Below are 24,495 nucleotides of genomic sequence, written 5' to 3'. Positions count from 1 at the left end.
AAACTGCTGCAGCATTAGAAATCTGCACGCAGACCTAAGCTTACACGTCGACCTGAGAACTCGTACATCACAGGGAAGGCCGGGTTCATGGTGTAACCTGTAGTTTCTTCATCTGTCATATTGATGCCTTTTAAGCTCAGTTTGACGTTGTCTGTCAGCTGGTAACCTAAAGCTATATCCGTCTGACCGTAAGCGTCACGGTATACCGGGTACATGTTCAGGTGAATGTACTCGACGTACTTGTCTTTGTAGTTGTATGAAATCCGCGCATCAAACACGTCGTTTTCATAATAAGCGGTAAAGTTGTAAGTTTTATCTGCTAAACCTTCGGGTGGGGTTGGGATATCTAAATCCGAAGCGCCCGTTAAACTGTTGTCCAGCATGGTGTAGTTAGCGTTGATACCAAAGCCATCCAGAGACTCGCTCAGCATAGTCAGAGGTAACTGGGCTATTAATTCCAGACCAGTGACCTTGTAAGAACCTTCGGCATTCACAGGTTGGAACACTTCAAAATCGTAATAACCGTCCAGTGAACCGTCTGCATTACGCTTTTCCACATCTTCTACTAGACCGGTCAGCTCTTCACGCACTACACCTTCGATATCTTTCCAAAAGTATGATGCAGCCAGGATACCGCCATTTTCCATATACCATTCAACGCCAGTTTCCCACTGTTTAGCTTTGGTTGGTTTCAGGCCTGGGTTACCGTCTTTAAAACGAAATTCGCTCCAGCTTACCGTGCGTTTGTAAGCGATATCGCCTAAGGCTGGACGCATCAGAGTTTCTGATGCAGCGGTTCGCCAAATCACGTCGTCAGCCACTTCTACGGTCAGGTTCAAGCTTGGTAAGAGGTCGTTGTAGCTGCCGTCTGCAGACACAGGATCTTTAGTGTAGCCTGTAGTGCCGTCCTCGTTTTGGATTGGATGGTAACCGAAGGAAGTGACGTCAGTGTCCACAGCGCGCACACCAGCATTTAACTTGCTTGCTAAGCCGCCAATTTCAAAGTCAAAGTTGCTCATGGCATATAAAGCAGTGACTTCTTCATCAACACGGTAGTACTGGTTCACCTGAAATGGCGTGTAGAAACCCTCATAACGGAAAGTGCTGCGGGCATAGTCGTTTGAAACCTGCATCCAATTCAGATCTCTCGGTTGGTAAGCGCCGCCTGAGGCGATATCTGTCACATAACCCAGCTCACTGTCTTTTAAGGTGCGTTTGTTCACGTATGAACTGTCACCGGCAGAAGGCCCCTGTATTTTTATTTCGCCATAGTTACGTTCTTTTGATTTGTCGGTATAACGCACACCAAACTGTACACTGCTCAGTGCGGGTAACATGGACCAATCCAACTCTTTTTTGAAGTCGAGCTGAGCGGCGTACTTGTCGTCTTGCACTTCTTCTAATGTGGTTTCATAGGCTTCAAACAGGTATTTGTCGGCCGCGTTGTACATGTCGATACTATTTGGGTTGGCGCTCTTGATGGTTTCACCACCATTGGCAGTCCAACGGGTACGGGATGGCGCATAAGCTACATGTTTCAGGTTCGCGTAGTCAGCTGTTTTTTCGGCACCTGAAAAACCTGCCAGTGCATTGATTTCCCAGCCATTCAGATCCCAATCCATAGTAAGGCTGTACTGAGTGAAGTCGGTTTCGTTAATCCGTTCTTTGCTTAAAAACTCATGCTGAGTGGCCGTGTATGACACGTCAGTCAGCACCACCATGCCGTATTCTGCCAGTGTGGTGTCGTCGTAGGCATGAATAGTCTCTAAGGTACTGCGGCTTGAGGCTGAGTAAGCGGCTGCATCGTATTCATCTTCGGTGTTGTCATACCCACCTAACATTGCATCAAAGGTCAGGCTGAAATCTGAGCTCGGTTTGTATTGAACAGAGGCTGTGCTGCCCCATTTGTCTTGCTCGCTTTGGAAAACACGGTCACCCACTTTATCCTGAAAAATAATACGGCTGGTTTCGTCTTTGTCTTTAAAATCACTGACTATTACGCCTGCATCACGTTGCAATACAGCGGCAGCTTGTGTCGAGCGAGGAGCTGATGCTTCCAGAAAACGACCCATAGGGCGGAAGTTAATGCCCGAGTTTGAGTCTGTTCTGTTGCTGCGCTCAGCCTTAGAAAAAGACACTAAAGCCCCCCAGTCACCCCAGGTATCGCTGGCGAGGAAAGAGAATTTAGGGTCGGTTTTTTCTGAAATCGAGTTATGAGCACCTTCAGCGGACAGCACAAATTGGGCGTCACTGTAGTCGAAAGGTTTAGCTGTGCCAATTTGCACAGAACCTGCGATACCACCTTCTTCATCAGCTGCCGTAGGAGATTTTTGTACTGTTACGCTCTGGATAATTTCAGAGGCAAAAATATCGAATTCCACATCACGGCCACCACTGCCTGAAGCTGTGGCTAAGTTATTAATAGATACATGAGTAAAATCAGATGGCAAACTGCGTACGTTGACTTTGCTACCCAGGCCTTTGTTACGCTCGATAGTCACACCTGGCATACGTTGCAAAGCTTCAGCCAGGTTTTGTTCAGGAAAGTCAGCAATATCAGTAGCAACTATAGAATCAGAGAAACCTATGTTGTCTTTTTTCATGTCAACGGCTTGCTCCAGACTTTTGCTGTAGGTCCCTTTGACTGCGATGACTTCGACTTTTTGCTCTGTCTGTTTGTCTTGCGCATACGCAGGCAAACTGATCGCTGACCCCAGTACCAGCTGGCTGATGGCCAGACTTAAGGCTGTGCGTTTTGATACAAGATGATGACGGTGTTGCTTCTGACTTTTCATTCCCAAACCCTTAGCTGATGTTATTTTTTCACTACAGTATTTCAAAGCTGAAGTACTGCAGTTGTACTCAACGACGGGCGAGGTTACAGAGCAACTATGATGCTTTTATTTCAGTGATTTATATCAAATGTTACTTTTTTGAAAGCTTAGTGAAACAAAAAAGCAGCATGATTTCAGGCGACTAAAAGTCTGAATGTAACCGTTTTCATTTTTATGTTAATGTCCTGGTGTTGTAATTATTTTAAAATCAGTAACTTAATCTTATTCTGGCGCTATCTTTTCCTCTACTGCGAGAGGGCGAGGTTTTGATGAACTTTTTGAACTGAAGCACGAGATAAGCATGTCTTCTTTTTTTTGAAAGACGATAAGTAGCGGTATTTTTGCGATTAATTTTGCAACTTTATGTAGAACGCTCGTCGCCATGGCAGGCTGCGAGCAAGTCGATAAAAGCTTGTCTCCAGCTTTGCTGATGCGGGCAGTGTATGAATTTAGATAAAGGTTTTATCCATGAATCATAAGATCCGAAATATTCAGAAAATCCTGTTGTCTGACAACTGGTATACCCTGAACAAATTTAGCTTTGAATATCAAAACCAGCATGGGCAGTGGCAACTGCAGCACCGTGAAGCCTATGACCGTGGCAATGGCGCTACTATTTTGTTGTACAACAAAGCCAAAGGCACAGTGATCCTGACACGTCAGTTTCGGATGCCTACTTATATCAACGGTAATCCGGATGGTTTGTTGATTGAAACCTGTGCCGGTTTGCTTGAGCAGGATAATCCGGAAGACTGCATTAAACGTGAGGCCGAAGAAGAAACCGGTTATAAAGTCGATCAAGTGCAAAAGCTGTTTGAAGCTTATATGTCGCCTGGTTCAGTCACCGAAATCATTCATTTTTTTGCCGCTGAATATGCGCAGGATATGCAGGTCTCGGCAGGCGGTGGTTTGGCGCATGAGCAGGAAAATATCGAAGTACTGGAGCTGGATTTTGAACGGGCTTATTCGATGATTCAATCCGGTGAAATTAAAGATGGCAAAACTATTATGCTGCTGCAGTACGCCAAAATTAATAACTTATTAGATAGCAGGTGATGGTGCAGGAGCACAGTCCGGAGCGTGCAGTGCTGCGCGCTACTTTTGCTTACAATTGGACACAGCGATAACAGCCAGGATCAGTCAGACTCAACTGAGTTATTGGTTGCTAAACAGATGCATGGACTGAGTTGGAGTACAGGAATGACAGAAAAACAGTTTCAATCACATCGTTGGGTTTTCATTGCAGTCAGCACTTTATATATCTGGGCTTTGTTGGCTTATGAACACCTTAATGGTGGAGTGGTGAGTCATCATTTATTGCAAAGAGAAGACTTACCTGCGATATCAAACTGGTGGGGAGCTCTGGTATTGCCTGTGCTGAGCTGGTTTTTAACTGGTCGTATCTATAAGCGGGTAGTGACAGCTTATCCTTTTACTGTGCTGGCTGGTTTTATAGGTGCTCTGCTGTTTGGCGTTTTGCTTTCGGTATTATTTTTGTATCAACAGCAACTATTGCCTGCGTTGATGCTGAGTTTGCCTTTGCTGGCGCTGCTGTTTCCGCTGTATAGGGCTGAGTGTTTATTAGGTTTTGTGCTTGGCATGTGTTTCACTTTTGGGGTGTTGATTCCGACCGGCGTTGGTACTCTGGTGGTCTTGATGTCTTTTATTTTGCATAAAACTCTGCGGCCTTTGTTGGCCTGTGCTTTTGGTTTTCTGACGAGGTCGCGCCGTTCAAACTAACTTTTGTCGCAGCATGCATGTGATCTGCTGTATTTCAGGCTTCATCGACTTGTAATTTGTTGTAAGTTTTTCTTTATAAACTAGTTTTAGTTCAACTTTATAATTACAACTACAAGGTGCGGCCAATGAAAACTATAGTCACCGCAGTTTTACTGACTGTTATTGCCATAACTCCGACTTTTGCTGCCGAATTTAGCCAAGGCCGACAATTGAGCTCTGCAGATGATTTTGCTGTGCTTGCGCCCAGAGACAGGGTGGCGATAGAAAATCGTATTCTGACAGAGCGGCTGGATGCGTTATTGCCAGAGCTGATGGCTGAAACCAAGCTGGATATGTGGCTGGTGATTAACCGGGAGTATGCTGAAGATCCTGTGTATTTCACTTTGGTGCCACAACCGACTTTTGCCGCCCGCCGCACCACAATGCTGGTGTTTTCCCGCAAGGCAGACGGCTCGGTTGAGCGTTTATCGGTCAATAGATATCCTTTTGGTGCACCTTATACCGCGGCCTGGTCGGGTGGTGATCTGACGGAGCAGTGGCAGGCTTTGGCTAAGGTAATTACAGAACGTGATCCACAGCGTATTGGTATTAACGTCTCGGCAGATTGGCCAGTGGCTGACGGTCTGACCAAAGGGCTACACCAGTTACTGCTTGATGTGTTGCCGAAACACTATGCCAGCCGTTTGGTTAGTGCAGAATCTTTGGTGGTGCGTTGGATGGAACAACGCACTGAGTCTGAACTGGATATTTATCCACATATTGTCAGTCTGGCCCGCGCTGTGATTGCCGAAGCTTTTAGCGCAAAAGTGATCACACCCGGCGTGACCACAACAGAAGATGTGGCCTGGTATATCCGCCAGCGTTATGAAGCTTTAGGTTTGCCAGTCTGGTTTATGCCGGATGTCAATCTGCAACGACCAGGCTTGCCGTGTGAAGCGCAGGCGGCCTCCTGCGCAAGTCAAGGCGTGATCCAACGTGGTGATGTGTTGCATACAGATGTAGGAATTTGTTATCTGAAGCTTTGTACTGATACTCAGGAAATGGGCTACGTGCTAAAGGTGAATGAGCAGGAGGTACCTGCTGGCCTTAAAAAAGCATTGGCGACAGGCAATCAGTGGCAAGATAGTTTAACCCGTCAATTTAAAACTGGCCGCACAGGTAATGAAGTACTGGCTAATACCATCAAGGAAAGCAAAAAGCAGGGCATTATCAGCAGTACTTATACTCATCCTTTAGGTTTTGTGGGTCATGCGCCTGGGCCAACTATTGGTATGTGGGATCACCAGACGCCCGATTTAGAGCACGGCCAATGGCCATTGTATGCCAACACTGCTTATGCCATTGAAGGCAATATCAAACAACAAGTACCGGAATGGGATGGGCATTATGTACAGATTAAGCTGGAGCAAAGTGCTTATTTTGATGGCAAAGAGGTGATTTATCTGGCAGGACGCCAGACTCAATGGCATCTGGTGCGCTAAAGTCTGGCTCTATCGACTATCCGCTAATGTCCAATGACATAGCTGCATGTTAATCTGAGATGACTCATAAAAAAGCGCCGCATCGACGGCGCTGAAAAAGCCTGTAAGAAACAAGGAATCTAGCCCTATGCTTATCTTTTTTGTCAGTGTTGCGATACTTATTCTCGGTTATAAATTCTATAGCCCTTTTGTTGAAAAACAGGCGGGTATCGATCCTAAAGCCATCACACCTCAGGAGCGTTTTAACGAAGGTGTGGATTATGTGGCGATAAGCCCGGTAAAAGCTTTTTTAATCCAGTTTTTAAACGTGGCAGGGGTAGGGCCTATTTTTGGACCTATCCTGGGTGCTGTGTATGGCCCTGTGGCTTTGGTCTGGATTGTGATTGGCAATATTATTGGCGGTGCTGTACACGACTATTTCTCTGGCGTGATGAGCATCAAAGAGGATGGTAAAAGTTTACCTGAAATAGCAGGCCACTATTACAACATTGTGTTTAAAGGCTTTATGTTGGTATTTACCGCCATGTTGCTGTTTTTTGTTGGTGTGGTGTTTATTATGAGCCCGGCGGGGCTGTTAAGTAACTTGTCTTACTTTGAGGGCACTTTTTTAGCGGGTAATACCTTTTGGGTGTTGGTGATTTTAGCCTATTACTTCCTCGCTACTTTACTGCCTATCGACAAAATTATTACTAAGCTGTACCCGGCTTTTGGCATGTTGATGATAGTGATGACCACCTTAATCGCCGGCGCTATATTGCTTGAAGCTCCACACTTACCACAAGTTGCTGATGTTTTTGCTTATTTTGATGGTCATCATGAGCATGATTTTTTAACGCCAAACCCTGATGGGGCTCCAATCTGGCCTTTACTGTTTTTAACTATTACCTGTGGCGCTATCAGTGGTTTTCACTCCACTCAGGCACCTATTATTGCCCGTTGTTTAACCAATGAAAAATACGTGCGTCCAGTCTATTACGGCGCTATGGTCTGTGAGGGCATAGTCGCTTGTGTTTGGGCTTTGGCTGGTATTGCCGCTTTTCCTGGTGGTTATGTCGAGTTAAAAGCCATGCTGGCTCAAGGCGGTCCGGGTTTAGTGGTCAATCATATAGCCACCAGCTATCTGGGCGTGTTTGGTGGTGTAATGGCGATACTGGCGGTGGCTGTATTCCCTATTACCTCAGGTGATACCGCTTTCCGCTCGCTGCGTTTAACTATAGTGGATGCGTTTAACATCCCACAAAGCTTGCGCAACAGACTGTTATTGTCAGTGCCCATCCTGACTATTGCTTATCTGATGACCTTACTGGATTTCTCGCTGATTTGGCGTTATTTCGCCTTCTCTAACATGCTGTTATCCACCAGTGTGTTGTGGCTGGCAACTAAGTACTTATTTGACCGTGGTACTTTCCACTGGATTGTCAGTATCCCTGCCGTTATAGGCACCAGTATGACTGTGGCTTACATCGCTACTGCTGGCATAGGTTTGAACTTACCTATGGACTACAGCAAGCCTATAGGCGTGCTGGTGGCTGTTGTGGGTTTGATTGGTCTGCTGGTTGCTCATAATAAACGCACTGTGCCAGCGGTTTAAGCAGCCCTTCGACAGATAAAGCAACAGCGGGCTTATGCCCGTTGTTGCTTTTCAGGTCATGCTTCTTCTGTTAATGCGTCTACCGCTGTTTGGGCTAAGTCTTGCCAGATTGGGCTTTTCCATTCCAGCAAGTAACGACTAAATTGCCGCCTTGTTGATAGTACAGGGAATTTATCAGTCAGAGGTTCATCCAGCATGGCTTTGCAGTAGCGCCTGATTGTCTGCTGCAGTGCTTTTGGGTCGGCTTTCTCCGGATGATAAACCGCATTCAGTAAGGTAAGTTCAGCTAAAGTGGCCAGCAGATAAACCTTGTCTTTGCCTGAGTTCAGATTCAGTTTCCAGCTCGTCATTTCAAGCGCTGCTGACCAGATCGCACCGTAGTGTTCCGACAACTTTTGTAAACCTGCTGCATCGTCTGTTCTGTTGCGAATAGCTATGATGGAAAGGTATTGCGTCAATAGCCAGTGATTGGACTGATCGATGGTCCAGGCGGACTGATAAAACTCAAAGCAGCATTTGTAAGCCTGATCCGCTTCTTTTTCTGCACCTATTAAATCCAGCGCTATACCAATACGTTTTTCACTGGCAGCACTCAGACCTAAGCGCATCGACCATTCTTCTTTGCTTAAATGATCATGAGGCTCGTCGCGCCACTCTTTCAGCTCTTGCCGTATCGCTTCGGATAAAGCAGTCAGTTCTTCATGCACATCAGTTTGCTGATCGGATGTGGTCACTCCTTGAGTGATGGTTTTCACCAGCTCATCAATACGGTCAAACTTCACTTCAATTTTGCGCTGGGTTTGTGTGGCATGGAACTGCTGCACCTGCACAGCAAAGTCTGATGGAATAGTAGCGTAAGCCACTATGCTGGCCCAGTCGTGGGTTTCTGGTGCGTCAGTACGTAAACGCTGACGTAATTCATGTAATACCCAACGCGGGTCGTCACCTTTGAGTAATCCGCTATAGAGCACTTTGGCTGCTATAGCCGAGGCTTTCATCCAGAGTGGAAACTGTGAGGCTATCACCCATGGAATACCTGAGCTATTGAGTTCATGCGCTATGCTACCACCTGGTGTGAGTACCGAGTTGATATTGCCTGAATCACAAGTCGCTAAGCTAACTACAGTAGGGCGGCAGTGCGTGGTGCCTAAAGCATCATTCGCAGTCAGTGCGACTGCCAGTCGTTCTCCGTCGACCACGTCAATTTGATCAGGGCCTGCCTCGCTGCACAAAGCGACACCATAATGCTCATCACCGGATTCCTGATAAGGCGCGCCATGCGCCAGAATATGCACATGAGTAAACTCTTGCGTGGCACAAAGTGCGCGTAATTGCTCAAGCGTCGCTTGTGGTAAGACCGTCAGCAGCTTTTTCACTTCACTGATGCGCTGTTCCGGGCTGTCTTTTAATTTGACCCAGGGTTCTATCGCCTCACGCAGCGCTTGTAAATGGGATTGGGATGGCACATAACTGCCGGCTGGTGCTGCAAAAGCAAACAGAATTTTTGGGGTTCTGGCCCAGTTCATCGGCAAAGGACGACCACGGCGTACTTCGCGGGTGACAGATACCGGTGTGCGCATTTGCAAAAACAGCGGGGCACCAGTACCAGGGAAACCATCTGCTGCTATGGCCGCTTCAAAAGGCAATAAACCCAGCTCAAAAGCCGACATCGATAAACTTAAATGCACCAGACTACTTTTGTCTGCCGCAGCCGCGCCCAGTTCGGAAATCAATGCCGGTACTTGTGCAAAAATACGTCCCAGACTTTCGCCTATATCCCGAAGCTCAGCCTGGCGCTGATCGTCGGTGGCTGGGTCTTTATCCAGAGGGTACTTCAATCGCTTTAACCGCATCAGCAACTGGCGGTGTTCATAAGGGATGTTGATGGTGACCGGGCCGTCTGAACCACAAAGTGCAATATAGTTGGTTAAAGGCGACAATAACTGGTTGTGAGTAGGGCCTGCTCTTAACAGTTCGAGCTTGACGCTGCGAATTTCGGTGCTTTGCGCTTTCATGTTAAGACCTCTCAAATTGCTTGATAATTTGCGGCTCGCCCGTGCCATCACCCAGCACATGAGTCAGGCTGCCAATGGCGCCAGTGGCAGTTTTTTTAATAGAAACGGCGCTGGTTTGATTCATCACAAAAGGCTGACCGCCAAAACTGGCGTTGTCGATGCTTTCCATTTTGCCGTCGATTAAGATTTTATAGACGGGCTGAAAAGAGGCCTGATCTTTAAGCATCTCCGGCGTAAAACTCAGCAGGCGGATCCAGGTGCCGCAGTTAAAGTAATAACGACCTGACCCCATGTCGATAGCGCGCTCCAGATGGGTGTGGCCTGTAATAATAAAGTCGATGCCATTGCCAACTGCAGCTGTGACCTCTTTATAAGTGTCATCTTTGTCATTGATATCAAAGGTTTTATCGCCGGACAACCAGTCTTTCATCGCGCGGCGTAAGGCTTCATCTTTGGGAATGTTGCGGATCCAGCCGGTTAAACGGTCAAAAATCAGCTGGCCAGTGCCCAGTTGTCCATCCTGTTCATGGAGTTGCGCATTTGGAGTACCAAGGTTTTGTTCGGCTTGCAGTAGCATGGCATCCACCGCCTGACTGTCAGCACTGGCGTAGGTTCTCATACCTTGTGTCAGGTTGCTGCCAAGCATTTGTGTCAGTGGAGGTGGGGTTGCATTTTGTTCTGCATGCGTCTGAAAGCCATCCATCGATAAGCGTTGATTGACTTGTGCGCCGTCTACTGTTTTTCGTCCTACGATCGACAATAAATCGCCGATTTTCTTCGCCTGCGACGGATCCAGCACCACCAAGGTGCCGACAGCGGCCTGAGTTTCAGGTTTGAGCAGGTCAATCCATTTGTATTTCTCTTTCACCTGATTCATCACCTCTTTCACCATGCGGGTACCGGCATTAGGAGTCCATTCCTGCTGGGTTAAAGTGCGGCCCGCATTGAGGCGTCGGCCCACTTTGGCTAAGTCCTCGTATCTGTTGAAATTCCAGGGGTCGACTTCATTGCCATGGGTGCAGTAAACCCTAGCGCCACCCACAGTGCAGCTAAAACCAGCTCCTATAGTGGAAAACTCAATACGGGCGCGTTTTTGCGGATTATCGCCTGCCAGACGCTGCTGGATCAGGCGCTGTACTACAGGAAAGGAGATTTCCACATCGTGATTGCCGATAATAAACACCAGAGAGCGCCGCTCCAGCGCGACAAAAGCCGCCAGTGCCGCCCAAATGCCAGAGAAGGATGGATTGGCCATAATACTACTGACCACTTCAACGGCTCTGTCGACCATAATGTAGTCAGAGGATTTTTCAGCCAGGGTGTCAAACACGTCGCCATTGAGCACTAAAGCGACCTGACCAGCAGGATTTTGTGTACCGACCCACTGAATATAACCAGCCAGTCGTTTGGTTTCGCGCAGCACCTGAAAACTGGGTTCAGCACCGCCCATATGGATATCGGAAATCACATGCACTTCATCATAAGCAGGAAAATTGCTCATTGGGGTTAACCTCGTAGAGACTGACAGAGCAGCAGTAGCGCTCTGTCTTTGGAAAAATTTGCGAATGAAAGACCACAGCCATTCGCTCATCTGCTAAGCCTTATTACAGATCAGCGCTGGGGGCTATACCGGTAATACCCTCGGCCACCCGTTCAGATACAGCGCTGATGGTCGCTATAGGGTTGGCGCCCACAGCTGTAGGCAACAAGGAACCGTCTGCGACATATAAGCCTGTGTAACCAAAGACCTGACCAAAAGTTGCCAGTTCTGCACTGGTCACCCCTTGTTCCGGGCTGTCGGCTAAACGGCAACCGCCCAGCGAATGCACTGTGACATTGCGCCGCATAGGCCAGAGCCAATTTGGCATAGGAATAAAAGCTTTGCCGCCGCACCATGTTTTGAATCGCTCGCCTGCGGAGAGAATGGCGTTATACAGGGACATACTGTTTTTGTAAGGCCATTTCAGATGCAAATAGCCGTCTTTATTTAGCGACATCACACCGTCGCCTTTATCCAGCCCCATACAAAGCAAGACGCTGGTGGTGTAGGACAAGTCGTTTTTCAGTAATGAACTTAAGGCATAACCTAAATGGCCTGTGCTGATTCCATGGACAAAACGGGCAAAAGCCAATCTGATGGTGCGAACCAAAGCCTGTAGCTTGGAGGCGCCGGGTTTGACGCCTTCGGTGTACCAGGCGGCAAAGTTCGGATAGCTGGCATCTTCCAGAATAAAAGCTCTTTCACGGTCGAAGTTTTTAAACAGGTTGTAGTCTGTGCCCTGAGTGATCACTGGGCCGTAATTCGGATCGGCCGGTTTGTCGCCATCAATCACAAAAGATAAAAAGTCGCCGTTGCCGGAAAAGTGCCGGCCTAATTGCTGGCTGATATTAGGTAAAGTTTTATGCAAATCGCGACAACGCATCAACAGCTCGTTGCTGCCCAGAGTGCCTGCGGATACCACTACACGACGGGTCAGGGCACTGCATTCTTTGTGCGCATCTTTTAAATCCTGCCAGTAGACCCGATAACCAAATTCGCCGTTCATGGCTGGATTATCCTGGCCTGATGCGTCTATAGGCACTATTTTTTGCGCCAGTACCTGAGTCTGAATATGGGCTTGATATTTGTGCTCTGCTACATAGAGGTAATTAAGATCCAGCGTGTTTTTTGAATGGGTATTGCAGCCAACATCACATTCAGCGCAATAGACACAGGAGGTTTGTACAGCGCCATAACGGTTTTTTTCCTGTACCCCTATAGGCGTTGGCTGATCAAAATCGTTACCAAAAAATACGTTGATATCCAACAGTTGGGATTCATGGCCATCGGCTTTGGCGAAGTTTTGAAATAAACCGGTGCGGATAATTTTGCGTCTCGGATCGTCATTTAGTGGAATGGGCCGTGCGCCCAGTACTTGTTTGGCAACAGCATAATAGGGTTGCAGCACGTCTTTTTTTGCATTCGCAGGCCAGTTATGGTCAAACACTTCATCCGGTGGTTGTAAAAACACATTGGCATAAATTAACGAGCCACCACCTAAGCCTGCGCTTATCACCGCATCCATATGATCAAAATTACGGATATCAAATAAGCCGTGGCTTTCTTCACCTTGCAGTTTTTCTGGCATATCACGTTTTTCTTGCGGCAGGTTCCAGAAGTTGCGCGCCATATCGTGAGGTGAGCGGGCAAAAGAGCCCATAGGGTATCTTTTACCTCTTTCCAGTAATAACACTTTGCCTGGCCATTTTTTTGACAGGCGGCAAGTGTTAATGGAACCACCAAAACCACTGCCAATTACTATGGCTTCATAGTCATATTGAATATCCATCTTGTTGCGTCCTTTGAGCCAGCTCTGCTTCTGGCCTTTTTCGTTTTATGTTGTTACTGCTGTTCGTTTTTAACTGTATGGCTGACATAAGTTGCCCATAACTGACGGGCAAAAAAGCCAGTAAAGGCATTGATAGTTTTCACTTTGGAGCTAAAACCATCGGCTTTGGTGACTGTGACTGTGGACAGCAGTTTCAGTAAATCCACAGCACCAAGGCTTAAGGTGCCAGCTCCTATCACAGGGCCTGACTTATCAGAGCCCTGATGTAACTGGGTATAAAGTGTGGTGGTCTCAGGCCAGAGTTTAAAAATGGAACCTTGCCGCACTTCTTTGCGGCCAGCCAGGTAATAAGACTGACCCTGATGTTCAAACGCCAGCTCATACACCATCAGTGTGAGCTTTGCATCCTCTGTTGGTTTAAACAGATTAAAGACACCGCTATGAGCTTCTATTCCCATACCTAAAGGCGGAAAATCTATAGTGCCAATGAGTGTGCCGGTATGCTCCGGGTCGACAATAAAGCCGGCCATCTCTGCGATGCCAACAGTGGCGTGCATCGCAAGGACTGTGCCTGCCTGCTGGCCTTTATGCAGACCATCAGTCGGGTCTGTCGCATCCAGGGAAAAGCCACCTTTCATCGTCTCTTTAAATTGAAGACCGGTTTTTTCTGCTGTCATTTTTAGGATCTCTGGCTGTAAGGGGACTCCCGCAGGGGTCATATGGTGAAAGTAACGAATGGCATCTTTTCGGCCCCACTCAATTAATTCGGCATGACTGATAGCGCCTGTGTATAAAGCTGAATCCAGCGGCAGAGGCTGCTCAGGTTTAATCAGATGTAAGGTGATTGGCTTTTGATGGCCATAAGGTTGCTCACCATTTTCAATACGCTGATTCAACTCCTCAATCAGGCGAAGTTCTTTAATCAAGGCGCCGTTGGCACTCATTTCCAGCATTTGCACATAAGCATTCAGCGGTCCACTGCGATAGGTCGGGATATTACCCATAACCCAAACCAGCCAGAGCTCATTGGCACCAGCTTTGACTGTGTCGATCAGATTGGCATCCTGAATAAAACCAGAATCCAGATATAAAGTGCCGTTGATATCAACAGGCGGCATAGTGGCAGGCAGCGACATACCTGCAATCAAATGATCTTCTGTTAGTTGTGTATGCTGAGTGACCTGATTAGTTTTACTGGCAAAATTACACATATTAAAACTGGCTGTAAGACCAGTGGCAGCGCGGATTTTTTCAAAATTGATACCTAGCTGCGGGTAGACCTTACGTCGAAAGGCTTTACTGGAGCTGGCCGCGATAAAACAAGGGAGCCAGAGGTAATTGCTAAGAGGCATAAAGGAAAAGGTGCTACGCATTTTTAAACTGCGCCAGCGCTCGCAGATTTCAGAGCTGGTTAAACCCGATAACAGCATCGCCAGATTCAGCGAACCACCTGAGGTGCCATCCATATGGGAGAAGGTGAGACCGTTTTTAAACAGCTCATCCATCACACCAGCAGCATAAGACAAACGTAAACCACCACCAGGTAAAATCAGCGCTCTTTGGATGCCACTTTGCTCTGTTGTTGCGTCGATAGCAGCACCTTGTGGGATATGGGCCTGAATAGTTAGCTGCATCGACATTTACGAATTGTCCCCGGAATCCGGTGGAATAGGGGCTGTGGGCGGCGCTAACCAGGCTTCACTTAAGGTCAGATCGATCACTGACTCAAAACCTTCAGGCGCGACTTTGGGCAACTGCTCAAAATCAAGGAACCAGCTTTCGATATGATCGTCCAGCACACCGCCAATAGAGGGTAAAAATATGGTGGCTATGGCTTTGCCGATATTTAATTCTTTTAATGCCTGCAGGCGAGGGTGATCGCCAATGACAAAACGGGCTTTGGCTTTACTGAATAGATTCAACCCTGCTTTGGCGTTGAGGAAAATATCAGATTTCATCAACATGCCGCGAAAAGAACAGTAGTTTGACGCTTTGGTTTTAACAGGGAGCCAGGCGCTGGCAGGCTTGTCTATTTCGACATAAGTCACCAGTTTCCCATCCAGGTCATACTGGCTGCTGACTTTGTTCTCTGTGATTAAAAAGTTCAGGCTGCCCTGATGTTTTGGCATGCCCCAAATGCCTTTGCCACCTTTGACCGACACTTCTGAGGACACAGGTAAATCCACCACATACTGACCGGTTTTAAACCAGTTCATAAAAATGGCGGGCAAGAGCCTGGGGGCAGGTTTTTCGCCATGAGTACAGCCTATGGCGATGCTGTACTCCACGTATTTGCCGATAGGGGTTTCGCGATAATCAATCACAGTGACAATTAGTAGAGCGGAGTTCCAGAGCCGCAGCGGATGAATACCTGCGGGTAAAAAGTCTTTGGCTTTTTCTGCATCTATAGGAAAAACCGCCATCAGCGCTGGTGAATTGACCGCTGCCACGGGCAACTTAAATGGAATACCATCGACCAGTGAAAATCTGTTGCTGTAATTTTTTATCCGTTTTGGTAAACCAAACATAAAACACTCCCTCGTTAGTTTCGTTTTTGCCGGGCTCAGTTGAGCGCTTTAGCTTTTATTCAGCTCTGCAATAATCAGTGGAAAGGTATCCACCGCCGCATTTTTTCCCATAAAAACATCAAGATGGCCGTATTCAGGCAGCAGATGCAGGCTGTGGTAATCTGGCCTTAACGCATTAAAATAATTGAAACTCTGGATTTGGCTTTGTGGTAAAAAACACAGGTTTTTTTCACCACTGAAAAAGGCAAAACGAGCCTCTGTTAGAGGCTCTTGTGCTGCGTAGTCTTTGGGTAATACTGGGAAATCTTCAAAGGACACTAAATGCCCGCGCTGTACACAGCGGGTGATTTGCTGAAAAAACCGCAAAGGTACGGCGCCAAATTCTTCCTTAAGCCATTCGTGGGTCTGTTCATTGAGATTTTCATGGCGCCACAGCGCAGGAAAACCACTGCCATAAGTGAAGCTGACTTGTTTGCAAACCGCGTTATTGCATTCGTGGTGAGTTAAATTCACCAACAGGCTAATCAGTTTGGCGACAACTCCGGGCGCTTCTACGCCCCAGTGTGGATTCAGGTACTGAGTCATTTGCCGCACCAGCGGCACCATATATTGCAGCTTAAATTTGGACCAATCTGGTACTACAGGGTGCAAGGACACAGCATTACTGATAATAGTAGTAACTTCAGGCACTAAGCCTGCGATAGCCGACATCATGAAGCTGGTGGAGCCCTGGCAATGAATAATAGCTTTTAAACGGCTCTCGCCAGTTTCAGCCAAAATAGTTTGTACGGCTTTAGGGTGGTCGTATAAAGCAACCTGATCTAAAGTCCATAAATTTGGAGCGAAAACAATGCTGCCACGCCAGTTTTCTAACCAGACATCGTAACCTTCACGAATCAGTACATCGACTATGCTGGTTTCTACCGGAGCCCTATAGATATTGGCCCGGACGCCTGCACCATGCACCAAAATCACAGGGCCTTTGTCTGGTGTTTTGTCGCCACGGATATGAATCAAATTCAGCTCTACACCATCGTCTGTGACAAAGGGGACTGTACGTTCGGTGTAAGCTGGGGCTGTATGTGACGACATAACTCTGTTCCTTTTGTGGTTGGAATGTCCCTTTTTTGATGTCGATAAAAAGCCTAGCAGATGTTTCTGATAAGGGTATGTTTTGTATGAAATTATTTTGCCAATTAAAAGGTATTAAATACTGCTGTTTTGTTTTTAATTACAGTCTTCAGGTGAGGTTCATGCAGAAATAGCTAATACTGTAGTCAGATAAGGCGCTCTTTCAGTACCTTGCTTCTAATTTTTTGATGCGACACAGAGGGATAAATTATGGCTAATGGAACAAATTCGTTATTAAAACTGGTTGGTTTAGTTCTGCTTGTACTGGGTGTTGGCCTGGCGTATTGGGGCTTTCAATTATCAGACTCCATTCAATCCGAACTGACTGAAGTAGTGACGGGTGCAGAAACCGACAAAGTGATGCAGTTTTATATAGGTGGCGCCATCAGTGTTGTCGCTGGTCTTTTCCTGACGTTAAAACGTTAAACCTCAAAAGGAAGTGGTCATGAGCTTAAGTGGATTATTAATAACTCTTGTGATAGGTGCCATAGCAGGCTGGCTCGGTGGTCTTATTATGAAAGGCAGCGGCTTTGGTCTTTTAGGGAATATCATCGTCGGTATTGTCGGTGCTGTGATAGGGGGAGCTTTATTTGGCATGCTGGGTATCAGTACCAGTGGCATGTTGGGTTCTATCATCACTGCCACAGCGGGTGCCGTGATTTTACTCTTTATCGCCGGTTTGATCCGACGAGCCTGATTTCAGGCTCGTCTTTTTACTTTTATTGGCTGTCAGTCACATCAGGTCGGACTTAGCTTTGCTAAATTCGCTATGCCTTTTTACATAATTCATTCGCTGCTTTTACAGTTACGGATCTGGATCCAGGCGTTAGGCTCAATGCCGATGGTTTCCGCACTGCTGAAATAGCGCTGGCATAACTCAGCAGACGGAGTCGGGTTGCGAGACAGTAACCAGGCGTACTCCAGAGAAGGTCCAATCACTAAGGCCATACTATAATCCGCTTCGAGTTTGGCAATGTTGTAGGCGCCATAAAAAGGGCCAAAAAAAGACACTTTCAGCCGACCTGTGTTGCTATCTGCCACAAAATAGGCCTTGCCTTCGGCCTCTTGCCACTGGTCGTCTTTTGCGTTGTAACCACGGTTGATCACTTTGACTCCGCCATCTTCACGCATGCTGTAATTAGCTGTGACTTCTGTCAGTCCACGCTCAAAGCTATGATCCAGCCTGGCAATTTCATGCCACTCCCCCAGATAGTTATTGAGGTTAAACGGACTGACAGGTGTAACCCCGGCAGGTATTTGTGTGCATGAGCTACTGAGCAGAATTGCTATCAGAAGAAAAAAATAACGCATAAGAACTCCTTTTTATTTGTATACGCGCCAAGCCTGGATTTATAGCATTGACCTATTCATTTTTTGTGTTCTTTTTTCAGTATATAGACCCTGGCGCAGATGGTGCATTAAACACACTAACTGTTTGGGTCAGAAGCCGTTGGGCGATTATTACTCTCTGGTTAACAGTTGGTGGATCTGCTTACGCAACCAGCGTCTTAACGGATCGTCTTGTGTTCTGGAATGCCAAACCTGACTGATTTGGACCGCAGGTAATGCGACAGGACAGGTCTTGAGCAATAAGTCCGGGTTTGCCTTTTGCGCAATGTCTGCGACTGATGTTAAACAAGTAAGTAGCAGATCATTGCTGGCGACTACATGAGCGGGTGATAAAAAACCAGAAAGACCAGCGCAGACCTGACGTTGTAAACCTGATTTAGCCAACTCCTGATCAACTAAACCATCCAGATCTCCCGTCAAGGTCGTGACTATATGACGCGCCTGACAATAGTTACTCAGGCTAAGCGGCTGTTGTGCCAGAGGATGTTGGCGGCGCAACAAAACCACAAACTCTTCAGTCTGTAGTTTTTGCTGATAAAAACTCTCCGGCAAATCGCGATAAAAGCCTGCTATAGCCAGATCACAGTCGCCACGTTCTAACTGTTGTTTTGGCAATATGCCCTGGGTATGGCGCATGACTAACTGAACCTGTGGTGCCTGTTCTGTCAGCACGGCGAGTAAATCAGGTAGCAATAAACTTTCTATATAGTCGGTGCTGTAAATCACCAGTTGATCAGCCTGCGCCAAAAAGTTGGTTTCACTCTGATGCTGGTAAAAACCTTCCAGAGAGGACACCAGTTGCAGAATATCTGCAGAGAGACTAATGGCTTTAGGTGTTGGCGTTAAACCTCTGGCGGCACGGACAAACAGCGGATCGGCAAATTCGTGACGGAGTTTATTCAGTTTATGGCTCAGAGCTGGCTGACTCAGATTCAACCGGTTTGCTGATGCACTGACATTCAGCTCCTCGTACAGTACTTTGAACAGCAGCAATAAATTCAGATCTTTATTTTTAATATTCATTATTTGAATCGCTATTATTGAATCAATTCACTTCTTTGTAGTTTAGCTCTGCGGCACACTGAGCACCATCAAATCGAAAGCCAATTTATAGTAACGAGGTAAACACATGAGATTATTGACGCGCATGATACAACTGGGACTGGCAGCTGCTCTCGCATTTAGCAGCTTCACTATGGCGGCAGAAAAAGTACTGATAGTGGTCACCAGCCACAGTCAAATGGGCACCAGCAATGAGAAAACCGGTTACTGGTTAGGTGAAGTCACACATCCTTACAAAGAGTTGGCAGATGCTGGTATTGAGGTGGATATTGCCAGTACCGCCGGTGGTAAAGCGCCAGTAGATGAACGTAGTCTGGCGGAAGCCGATGCAACCAATCAGTGGTTTATGGCGAATAGCAAACACAAGACCAAGCTGCAGCAGACGCTGAAGCTGGCAGATTTAAAGGCGTCAGATTATAAAGCTGTGTTATTTGCCGGTGGGCACGGCACTATGTGGGATTTTCCACAAGATAAAGCCTTACAGCGATTTGCCGCAGATTTGTATCAGAACAACGGCATAGTGGCTGCAGTCTGTCATGGCCCGGCCGCTTTACTGAACATCAAACTGGCGGACGGCAGTTATCTGATTGCAGGTAAACAAGTCACAGGCTTTAGTAACACTGAGGAAGAGCAAGTGAAACTGGCTCAGGTCGTACCATTTTCCTTGCAGGATCAACTAACACTACGTGGCGCTCACTTCAGCGCGGCAGCCAATTGGCAATCGAAAGTGCTGGTAGACCAGAGACTAGTCACAGGCCAGAATCCACAATCTGCCGCTGCTGTGGGGCAGGCTTTGGTTCGTTTGCTAAAGAGTAAGTAAACCTCAGACTGCTTACTGCAGCAGGGGAGTCTGGGTTTTCATCAAAACTTCGTATTGTTGTCACACTGCTGCAAACTCAGTTCTGTATGCTACAAAGGCTTAAACTTGTTGCATGCATCACTGTTCCTGGTGATTTCCGGGCCCCTGCGAGGGCCCTTTTTTATATGTTACTGTCCAGATGCTACGAATGCTGAAGAGCGGGGAAAAGCTGAATCGCAGCGCGGATTAACCAGGCCCTGAACTGCTTAGCCATGGACAGGCAAGTGGTAAAACTCAGGCTTGAGCGCTACTGGGCAGCACAATTCTATGCACTGCTGTTGAGGAACAGGGAGGCCAGCCCAGACTATGGGTTGTTGTGCTGAAAATAGGGGCAATAATGGTCCTCTGAGTTCTCATTCCACTGAAAACACTACTTTTTTTGCAAGGTTACAATACAATGTCAAGCACTGCTACTATACTGAGCGCGGACAACCTGCGCCTGTTGTAGGGCTTTTCTTAAAGTGTTGGCCGTTTAGCATTCTTTAGACTTGGGGATCAACAAAGACGTGAAGATCAAGTTTGTTACTGCTTGTGTTGTGCTTTGGACAGGATATGCCTCAGCGACAGAAGTAGTGACCCATCCCGCCGTGCCCATGGATCAGCTGACTGTTACTCAGCTGCGCGGTATCTATTCCATGCGACAACAAAACTGGCCCGACGGTACCGCGGTCCGGGTTTTCGTGTTGCCTGCGAAAAACCCAATACATCAGACCTTTGCCAAAGAAAAACTACAGATGTTTCCTTATCAATTGGACAGAATTTGGCAAAAAATAACTTATTCAGGTTTAGGGGCTGCACCAGTTGTATTGACCTCTGAGCAGCAGATGCGCGAAATGGTAGCTAATACCGAAGGTGCAATCGGTTATATCGAGAATTCAGATGAACTATCCAAGCTTAAAGTCATTCGTGTTACGCAGTAAGCTGTGTCTGTTACTGCTGCTGGGCTCTGTAGTACAGGCGCAGGCAGAAGGACTGACAGCAGAGAAAGTACGATGGCATGGTTTTATTTCACAGGGCCTGATCCAGGCTCCTGAAACGAACTTTGTCAATCTGGATGACAGTATCTCCGCTGAGTTGACCGATCTCGGCGTCAATATGTCCTGGGCTCTAACGGATAATTTACGACTGGCAGGACAAGTGGTGTATCTGGATGGCGGTCGTCGTTATACCAAAGGGACCAGGCTGGATTACCTGTTTTTAGATTGGACCTTGCACAGTGATTTTGACTGGCGGCTGGACATGTTCGTTGGTCGTTTTAAAAATCAGCACTGGCTTTACTCCGCTACTCGTGATGTGCCTTTTACCCGCAATGCGATTGTGCTGCCGCAATCTGTTTATTTTGATTCCTTCCGTGACATTGCAGTGGGTAGTGACGGTTTGGCCTTTAAACTGACCCGTAATACCAGCCTGGGTGAAGTGGAACTGAACTGGAGTTGGGGAGCAACCAATTTAAGCAAAGAGCAAAGCCAAATTCTGCTGAGCCAGCTGGCACAGGGCGATGCTGAGCAAGAGTATGTGCATCAGGCCAGTTTGTTCTGGCGTCCGGACCAATCGGCCTGGCAGCTTGGCATCTCGTTGCTCGATTCCGATTTTACCTATGAAAAAGCTGAGCAGGATTATTACAGCGATGGCGCCATGACAGTGCAAAGGGTGATGTTCAATGGGCGCTATGCAGCTGAATTTTGGGAGTTAAGTAGCGAATGGGTGCAGGAAAGGCTGGATATCAGTGATTTTTACGCTCCAGGCTTTCAACGAAACAGCTTTAGTCAGGGCTGGTATCTGCAGGGCCGTTACAATCTGCTGCCCAAGACCTGGGCTTTATTGAGTGTCGATTTATTTGATTTGGATAAAGATGATCGCAGCGGCCGCAAGTTCTCAGAGAGTACAGGCGGTTTGGTCCCTGCCTATTTTGGTTATCAGGATGACCTCACCCTGGGCATCACCTATGATTTTAAAGATAATTTGCGCTTAACTATGGAGCATCACTGGGTGAAAGGTACGGCGCGTCTGGCTTATCCTGTGATGCCTGATCTGCAACATAATAAATCTGAATACTGGCAAATGTGGGCTATGCAACTGATGTACTGGTTTTGACCCTTATGCGACCTTTTGTGTTTAGTTTACCCTGGAAAATTTTGCTGGCCACCATCAGTGCTTTGCTTTGTATGACGGTGCTGCAAACCAGCTTGGGCCTGATGCGGATGGGCGAGGAGTTTGATCGGCAACAGCTGGTGAAACGTGAATCGGCACGGCAACAGTATCTGCAACAAAACGCTATCATTGAGCAGCAATTGCGGGTGTGGCTGGAAAGTTTTTCTGATCTGGTCCGGCTCAGCCAGCAAGCTGATTTTTCCTCTTTTGTTCAACAATTGGCTGAACAAAGCGCCAATATGCAGTTGCACCTCAATATTGAACAAATTTGGTTGCATGACAGTTCCATGCAGTTGCTATTTAGCAGTGGCCAGCAAACCCCTTATTTTTCGCCTGCTTTGGTGCAGAACGTATTGGAACAACAAAGACCTTTGACCGCTAATTTATGCGTGCAGTTTTGTGTGAAGCAGCTAAGTTTGCCGGTATTAAACAGCGCCGGAGAGGTGGCTGTGATGACGGTCACCACGACGCTGGTGGATATTTTATCGGCTTTACATCAAAGCTTAAATTCAGATGTGGCTCTGATCCGAGCCAGTAAAACTGAAGCCGGAAAAATCAATCGCGACTTAATTTCCAGCTCAAATCCCGACTTGTTAAAAGCGCTGCTGCAAAAAGTGTCTGATCTGGAAGCTGATTTGGCTTTAACCAGAGGGCTGGAGCTTGAATACCAGGGGCAACACTACCTGATTTCTGCATTTGAGATGCAAAGTAAAGGCATGTATCTGACCGTGGTCGATAATATCAGTGACTTCGTTGCCACTAATAACGGTTATCGGCGTCAGTTACTTGTGACCTCGGTGATCTTGTTTGGCTGTATGGTGGTTTTAATTTATCTGATCACCAGACGGATCAGCCTGAGACTAAAAACGCTGAGTAAAGCCTTGCCTCTGCTTTCGCAGAAACAATATGCCGGCTTTCGTCAACAAAGTCATTTTCAACCCAGCGTATGGCCGGATGAAGTAGATTTATTGCGCCAGGCCGCTGAAGAGTTAAGTGTCGAGTTGGAACAACTGAACTATAAAGTAGAGCAACATACCAATGAGCTTGAAAAAGTAGCGATGTATGATTTGCTTACTACGTTACCGAACCGGAATATGCTGCAATATCAGTTGGAGCGTATGCTTAGCAACCAAAGCGCAGAAAAAAAATTCCTGGCTGTACTCTTTGTTGATCTGGATGACTTCAAACGTATTAACGACAGCTTAGGTCACGCTTATGGCGATAAGCTGCTAAGACTTGTGGCGCTGCGCTTAAAAGACTGCTGCAGTCCCAAGGACTTATTATGTCGTTTTGGTGGTGATGAGTTTGTTTTTGTTTTGCCGCAATTAAAAGATGTGGATACCCCTTTTCATTTAGCCAGCCAGATTTTGCAGCGTATTCAACAGCCTTTGACTATCGATCAACAAAACTTTGTGATGACCGCTAGTATCGGCTTAACCATGAGTATTGATGCATCTGTAAGCCCTGATGACTTGATACGACAAGCCGATTTAGCCATGCATGAAGTCAAAGTCAACGGCGGTAATGGGGCACAGGCTTATAACCTCGATATGTACCAGCGGGTGCAACAGCGGGTGTTACTGGAACAAGACCTCAAAGAGGCTTTGACACTGAAGCAGTTCAGTATCAGCTTTCAGCCGCAGATGATCATAGCGACGGGGGCTTTGTATGGCTTTGAGGCGTTGATCCGCTGGCACCATCCGGTGCGGGGTATGGTACCGCCTGATGAATTTATTCCAGTGTTGGAGCAATCCAGACAAATAGTACCGCTGGGGTACTGGATTATTGAGCAATGTATGCAGCAGTGTCTGATCTTATTGCACAGTGGCTGGCATCATTTTCGTATCGCCATTAACTTATCGGCAGAGCAGTTTGTTGACCCTGATCTGATCCCCAGGTTAAAGCTGCTATTGGATAAATATGAGCTGCAGGGTACTTATTTTGAGCTGGAATTGACAGAGCGTACTTTGGTACAAAGTATGGAGACAATGCTAAGTATCATGTCGCAAATCAAAGCCATGGGGATTCATTTTGCAATTGACGATTTTGGTACCGGCTACTCATCGTTAAGCTATCTGAAAAAAATGCCGATGGATTGCATCAAAATAGATAAGAGCTTCTTGTCTGGCATGTTAGAGAATGCCGCTGATTTTCAAATCATTGCCTCCACCATCGCCATGGTGCAAAAACTGCAATTGCAAGTGGTCGCTGAAGGGGTTGAAACCCGGGAACAGTTGGAATTATTGCGCCAGCAAGGCTGCGATATAGCGCAGGGCTACCTGATCGCCAGACCTGTGCCACAAGCTGAATTGACAGGCTTTTTAGAAGAGCATTTCCCGAAAGGGATTTGGCGGGGTCATTAAAAATGAGATCGAATCACATTGTTAACAGTTAACAGTTAACAATGTGATTCGATCTTTAGAC

19 protein-coding genes are annotated in these 24,495 nt (G+C 47.0%); 10 read left to right on the top strand and 9 right to left on the bottom strand.

What is annotated here, in order from left to right; translation table 11 throughout:
• Positions 1–14 precede the first annotated feature (14 nt).
• Positions 15–2,795: a TonB-dependent receptor gene (locus IEW88_RS11925; RefSeq protein WP_147905215.1), complete on the bottom strand. Its 2,781-nt coding sequence runs from the start codon at positions 2,793–2,795 to the stop codon at positions 15–17.
• Positions 2,796–3,302: 507 nt separating this feature from the next.
• On the opposite strand from IEW88_RS11925, the gene nudK reads away from it, so the two are divergent.
• The 4 genes from nudK to IEW88_RS11905 all read left to right on the top strand — a co-directional run bounded on the left by nudK (position 3,303) and on the right by IEW88_RS11905 (position 7,646).
• Positions 3,303–3,890 carry a GDP-mannose pyrophosphatase NudK gene (gene nudK, locus IEW88_RS11920; RefSeq protein WP_147905216.1) on the top strand — a complete coding sequence of 196 codons (588 nt, stop codon included), beginning with the start codon at positions 3,303–3,305 and terminating at the stop codon, positions 3,888–3,890.
• 144 nt (positions 3,891–4,034) lie between these two features.
• A complete protein-coding gene (locus IEW88_RS11915) occupies positions 4,035–4,574 on the top strand; it encodes a hypothetical protein (protein ID WP_147905217.1) in 540 nt (179 codons plus the stop codon).
• A 125-nt stretch (positions 4,575–4,699) separates the two neighbouring features.
• On the top strand, positions 4,700–6,055 hold the full coding sequence (locus tag IEW88_RS11910) for a M24 family metallopeptidase (RefSeq protein WP_147905218.1): 1,356 nt from the start codon (positions 4,700–4,702) through the stop codon (positions 6,053–6,055).
• 127 nt (positions 6,056–6,182) lie between these two features.
• Positions 6,183–7,646 (top strand): carbon starvation CstA family protein, encoded by a 1,464-nt coding sequence (locus tag IEW88_RS11905; protein ID WP_147905219.1) that lies wholly within the window; start codon positions 6,183–6,185, stop codon positions 7,644–7,646.
• A gap of 56 nt (positions 7,647–7,702) precedes the next feature.
• Here IEW88_RS11905 and IEW88_RS11900 read toward each other — a convergent pair whose 3' ends face one another.
• The 6 genes from IEW88_RS11900 to IEW88_RS11875 all read right to left on the bottom strand — a co-directional run bounded on the left by IEW88_RS11900 (position 7,703) and on the right by IEW88_RS11875 (position 16,610).
• Complete coding sequence (locus tag IEW88_RS11900) at positions 7,703–9,661, bottom strand: CHAT domain-containing protein (RefSeq protein WP_147905220.1); 1,959 nt, start codon at positions 9,659–9,661, stop codon at positions 7,703–7,705.
• A gap of 1 nt (position 9,662) precedes the next feature.
• Positions 9,663–11,162: a metallophosphoesterase gene (locus IEW88_RS11895; RefSeq protein ID WP_147905221.1), complete on the bottom strand. Its 1,500-nt coding sequence runs from the start codon at positions 11,160–11,162 to the stop codon at positions 9,663–9,665.
• 103 nt (positions 11,163–11,265) lie between these two features.
• A complete protein-coding gene (locus IEW88_RS11890) occupies positions 11,266–12,990 on the bottom strand; it encodes a GMC family oxidoreductase N-terminal domain-containing protein (protein WP_147905222.1) in 1,725 nt (574 codons plus the stop codon).
• Between the two features lie 53 nt (positions 12,991–13,043).
• Positions 13,044–14,630: a patatin-like phospholipase family protein gene (locus IEW88_RS11885; RefSeq protein ID WP_221411452.1), complete on the bottom strand. Its 1,587-nt coding sequence runs from the start codon at positions 14,628–14,630 to the stop codon at positions 13,044–13,046.
• On the bottom strand, positions 14,631–15,518 hold the full coding sequence (locus IEW88_RS11880) for an acetoacetate decarboxylase family protein (RefSeq protein WP_147905223.1): 888 nt from the start codon (positions 15,516–15,518) through the stop codon (positions 14,631–14,633).
• 48 nt (positions 15,519–15,566) lie between these two features.
• Positions 15,567–16,610: an alpha/beta hydrolase family protein gene (locus IEW88_RS11875; protein ID WP_147905224.1), complete on the bottom strand. Its 1,044-nt coding sequence runs from the start codon at positions 16,608–16,610 to the stop codon at positions 15,567–15,569.
• A 249-nt stretch (positions 16,611–16,859) separates the two neighbouring features.
• Between IEW88_RS11875 and IEW88_RS11870 the strand changes: the two genes are divergently transcribed.
• The gene (locus tag IEW88_RS11870; protein WP_053424444.1) at positions 16,860–17,075 is read left to right on the top strand and encodes a DUF3185 family protein; all 216 of its coding nucleotides are present in this window, start codon (positions 16,860–16,862) and stop codon (positions 17,073–17,075) included.
• A 19-nt stretch (positions 17,076–17,094) separates the two neighbouring features.
• Complete coding sequence (locus IEW88_RS11865; protein WP_147905225.1) at positions 17,095–17,346, top strand: GlsB/YeaQ/YmgE family stress response membrane protein; 252 nt, start codon at positions 17,095–17,097, stop codon at positions 17,344–17,346.
• Positions 17,347–17,435: 89 nt separating this feature from the next.
• On the opposite strand, the gene IEW88_RS11860 is transcribed toward IEW88_RS11865, so the two are convergent.
• Complete coding sequence (locus IEW88_RS11860; protein ID WP_147905226.1) at positions 17,436–17,960, bottom strand: lipocalin family protein; 525 nt, start codon at positions 17,958–17,960, stop codon at positions 17,436–17,438.
• 150 nt (positions 17,961–18,110) lie between these two features.
• Entirely contained in the window at positions 18,111–19,022 is a 912-nt protein-coding gene (locus IEW88_RS11855; protein ID WP_147905227.1) for a LysR family transcriptional regulator, read from the bottom strand.
• Between the two features lie 106 nt (positions 19,023–19,128).
• Here IEW88_RS11855 and IEW88_RS11850 point away from each other — a divergent pair, with 106 nt between their 5' ends.
• The 4 genes from IEW88_RS11850 (at position 19,129) to IEW88_RS11835 (ending at position 24,434) form a co-directional block, all read left to right on the top strand.
• Positions 19,129–19,881, top strand: a complete 753-nt coding sequence (locus IEW88_RS11850) for a type 1 glutamine amidotransferase domain-containing protein (protein ID WP_221411453.1) — start codon at positions 19,129–19,131, stop codon at positions 19,879–19,881.
• A 545-nt stretch (positions 19,882–20,426) separates the two neighbouring features.
• Positions 20,427–20,840: a substrate-binding domain-containing protein gene (locus tag IEW88_RS11845; RefSeq protein ID WP_147905228.1), complete on the top strand. Its 414-nt coding sequence runs from the start codon at positions 20,427–20,429 to the stop codon at positions 20,838–20,840.
• Positions 20,800–22,014 carry a hypothetical protein gene (locus tag IEW88_RS11840; RefSeq protein WP_147905229.1) on the top strand — a complete coding sequence of 405 codons (1,215 nt, stop codon included), beginning with the start codon at positions 20,800–20,802 and terminating at the stop codon, positions 22,012–22,014. The genes IEW88_RS11845 and IEW88_RS11840 overlap by 41 nt, the downstream gene beginning before the upstream one ends.
• A gap of 5 nt (positions 22,015–22,019) precedes the next feature.
• Positions 22,020–24,434 carry a bifunctional diguanylate cyclase/phosphodiesterase gene (locus IEW88_RS11835; RefSeq protein WP_147905230.1) on the top strand — a complete coding sequence of 805 codons (2,415 nt, stop codon included), beginning with the start codon at positions 22,020–22,022 and terminating at the stop codon, positions 24,432–24,434.
• Positions 24,435–24,495 lie beyond the last annotated feature (61 nt).

This window comes from Rheinheimera tangshanensis, assembly GCF_014645135.1.
Lineage (GTDB): Bacteria > Pseudomonadota > Gammaproteobacteria > Enterobacterales > Alteromonadaceae > Pararheinheimera > Pararheinheimera tangshanensis.
Note: the sequence above shows the minus strand (reverse complement) of the source record. Positions and strands in the feature narration are given on the sequence as shown.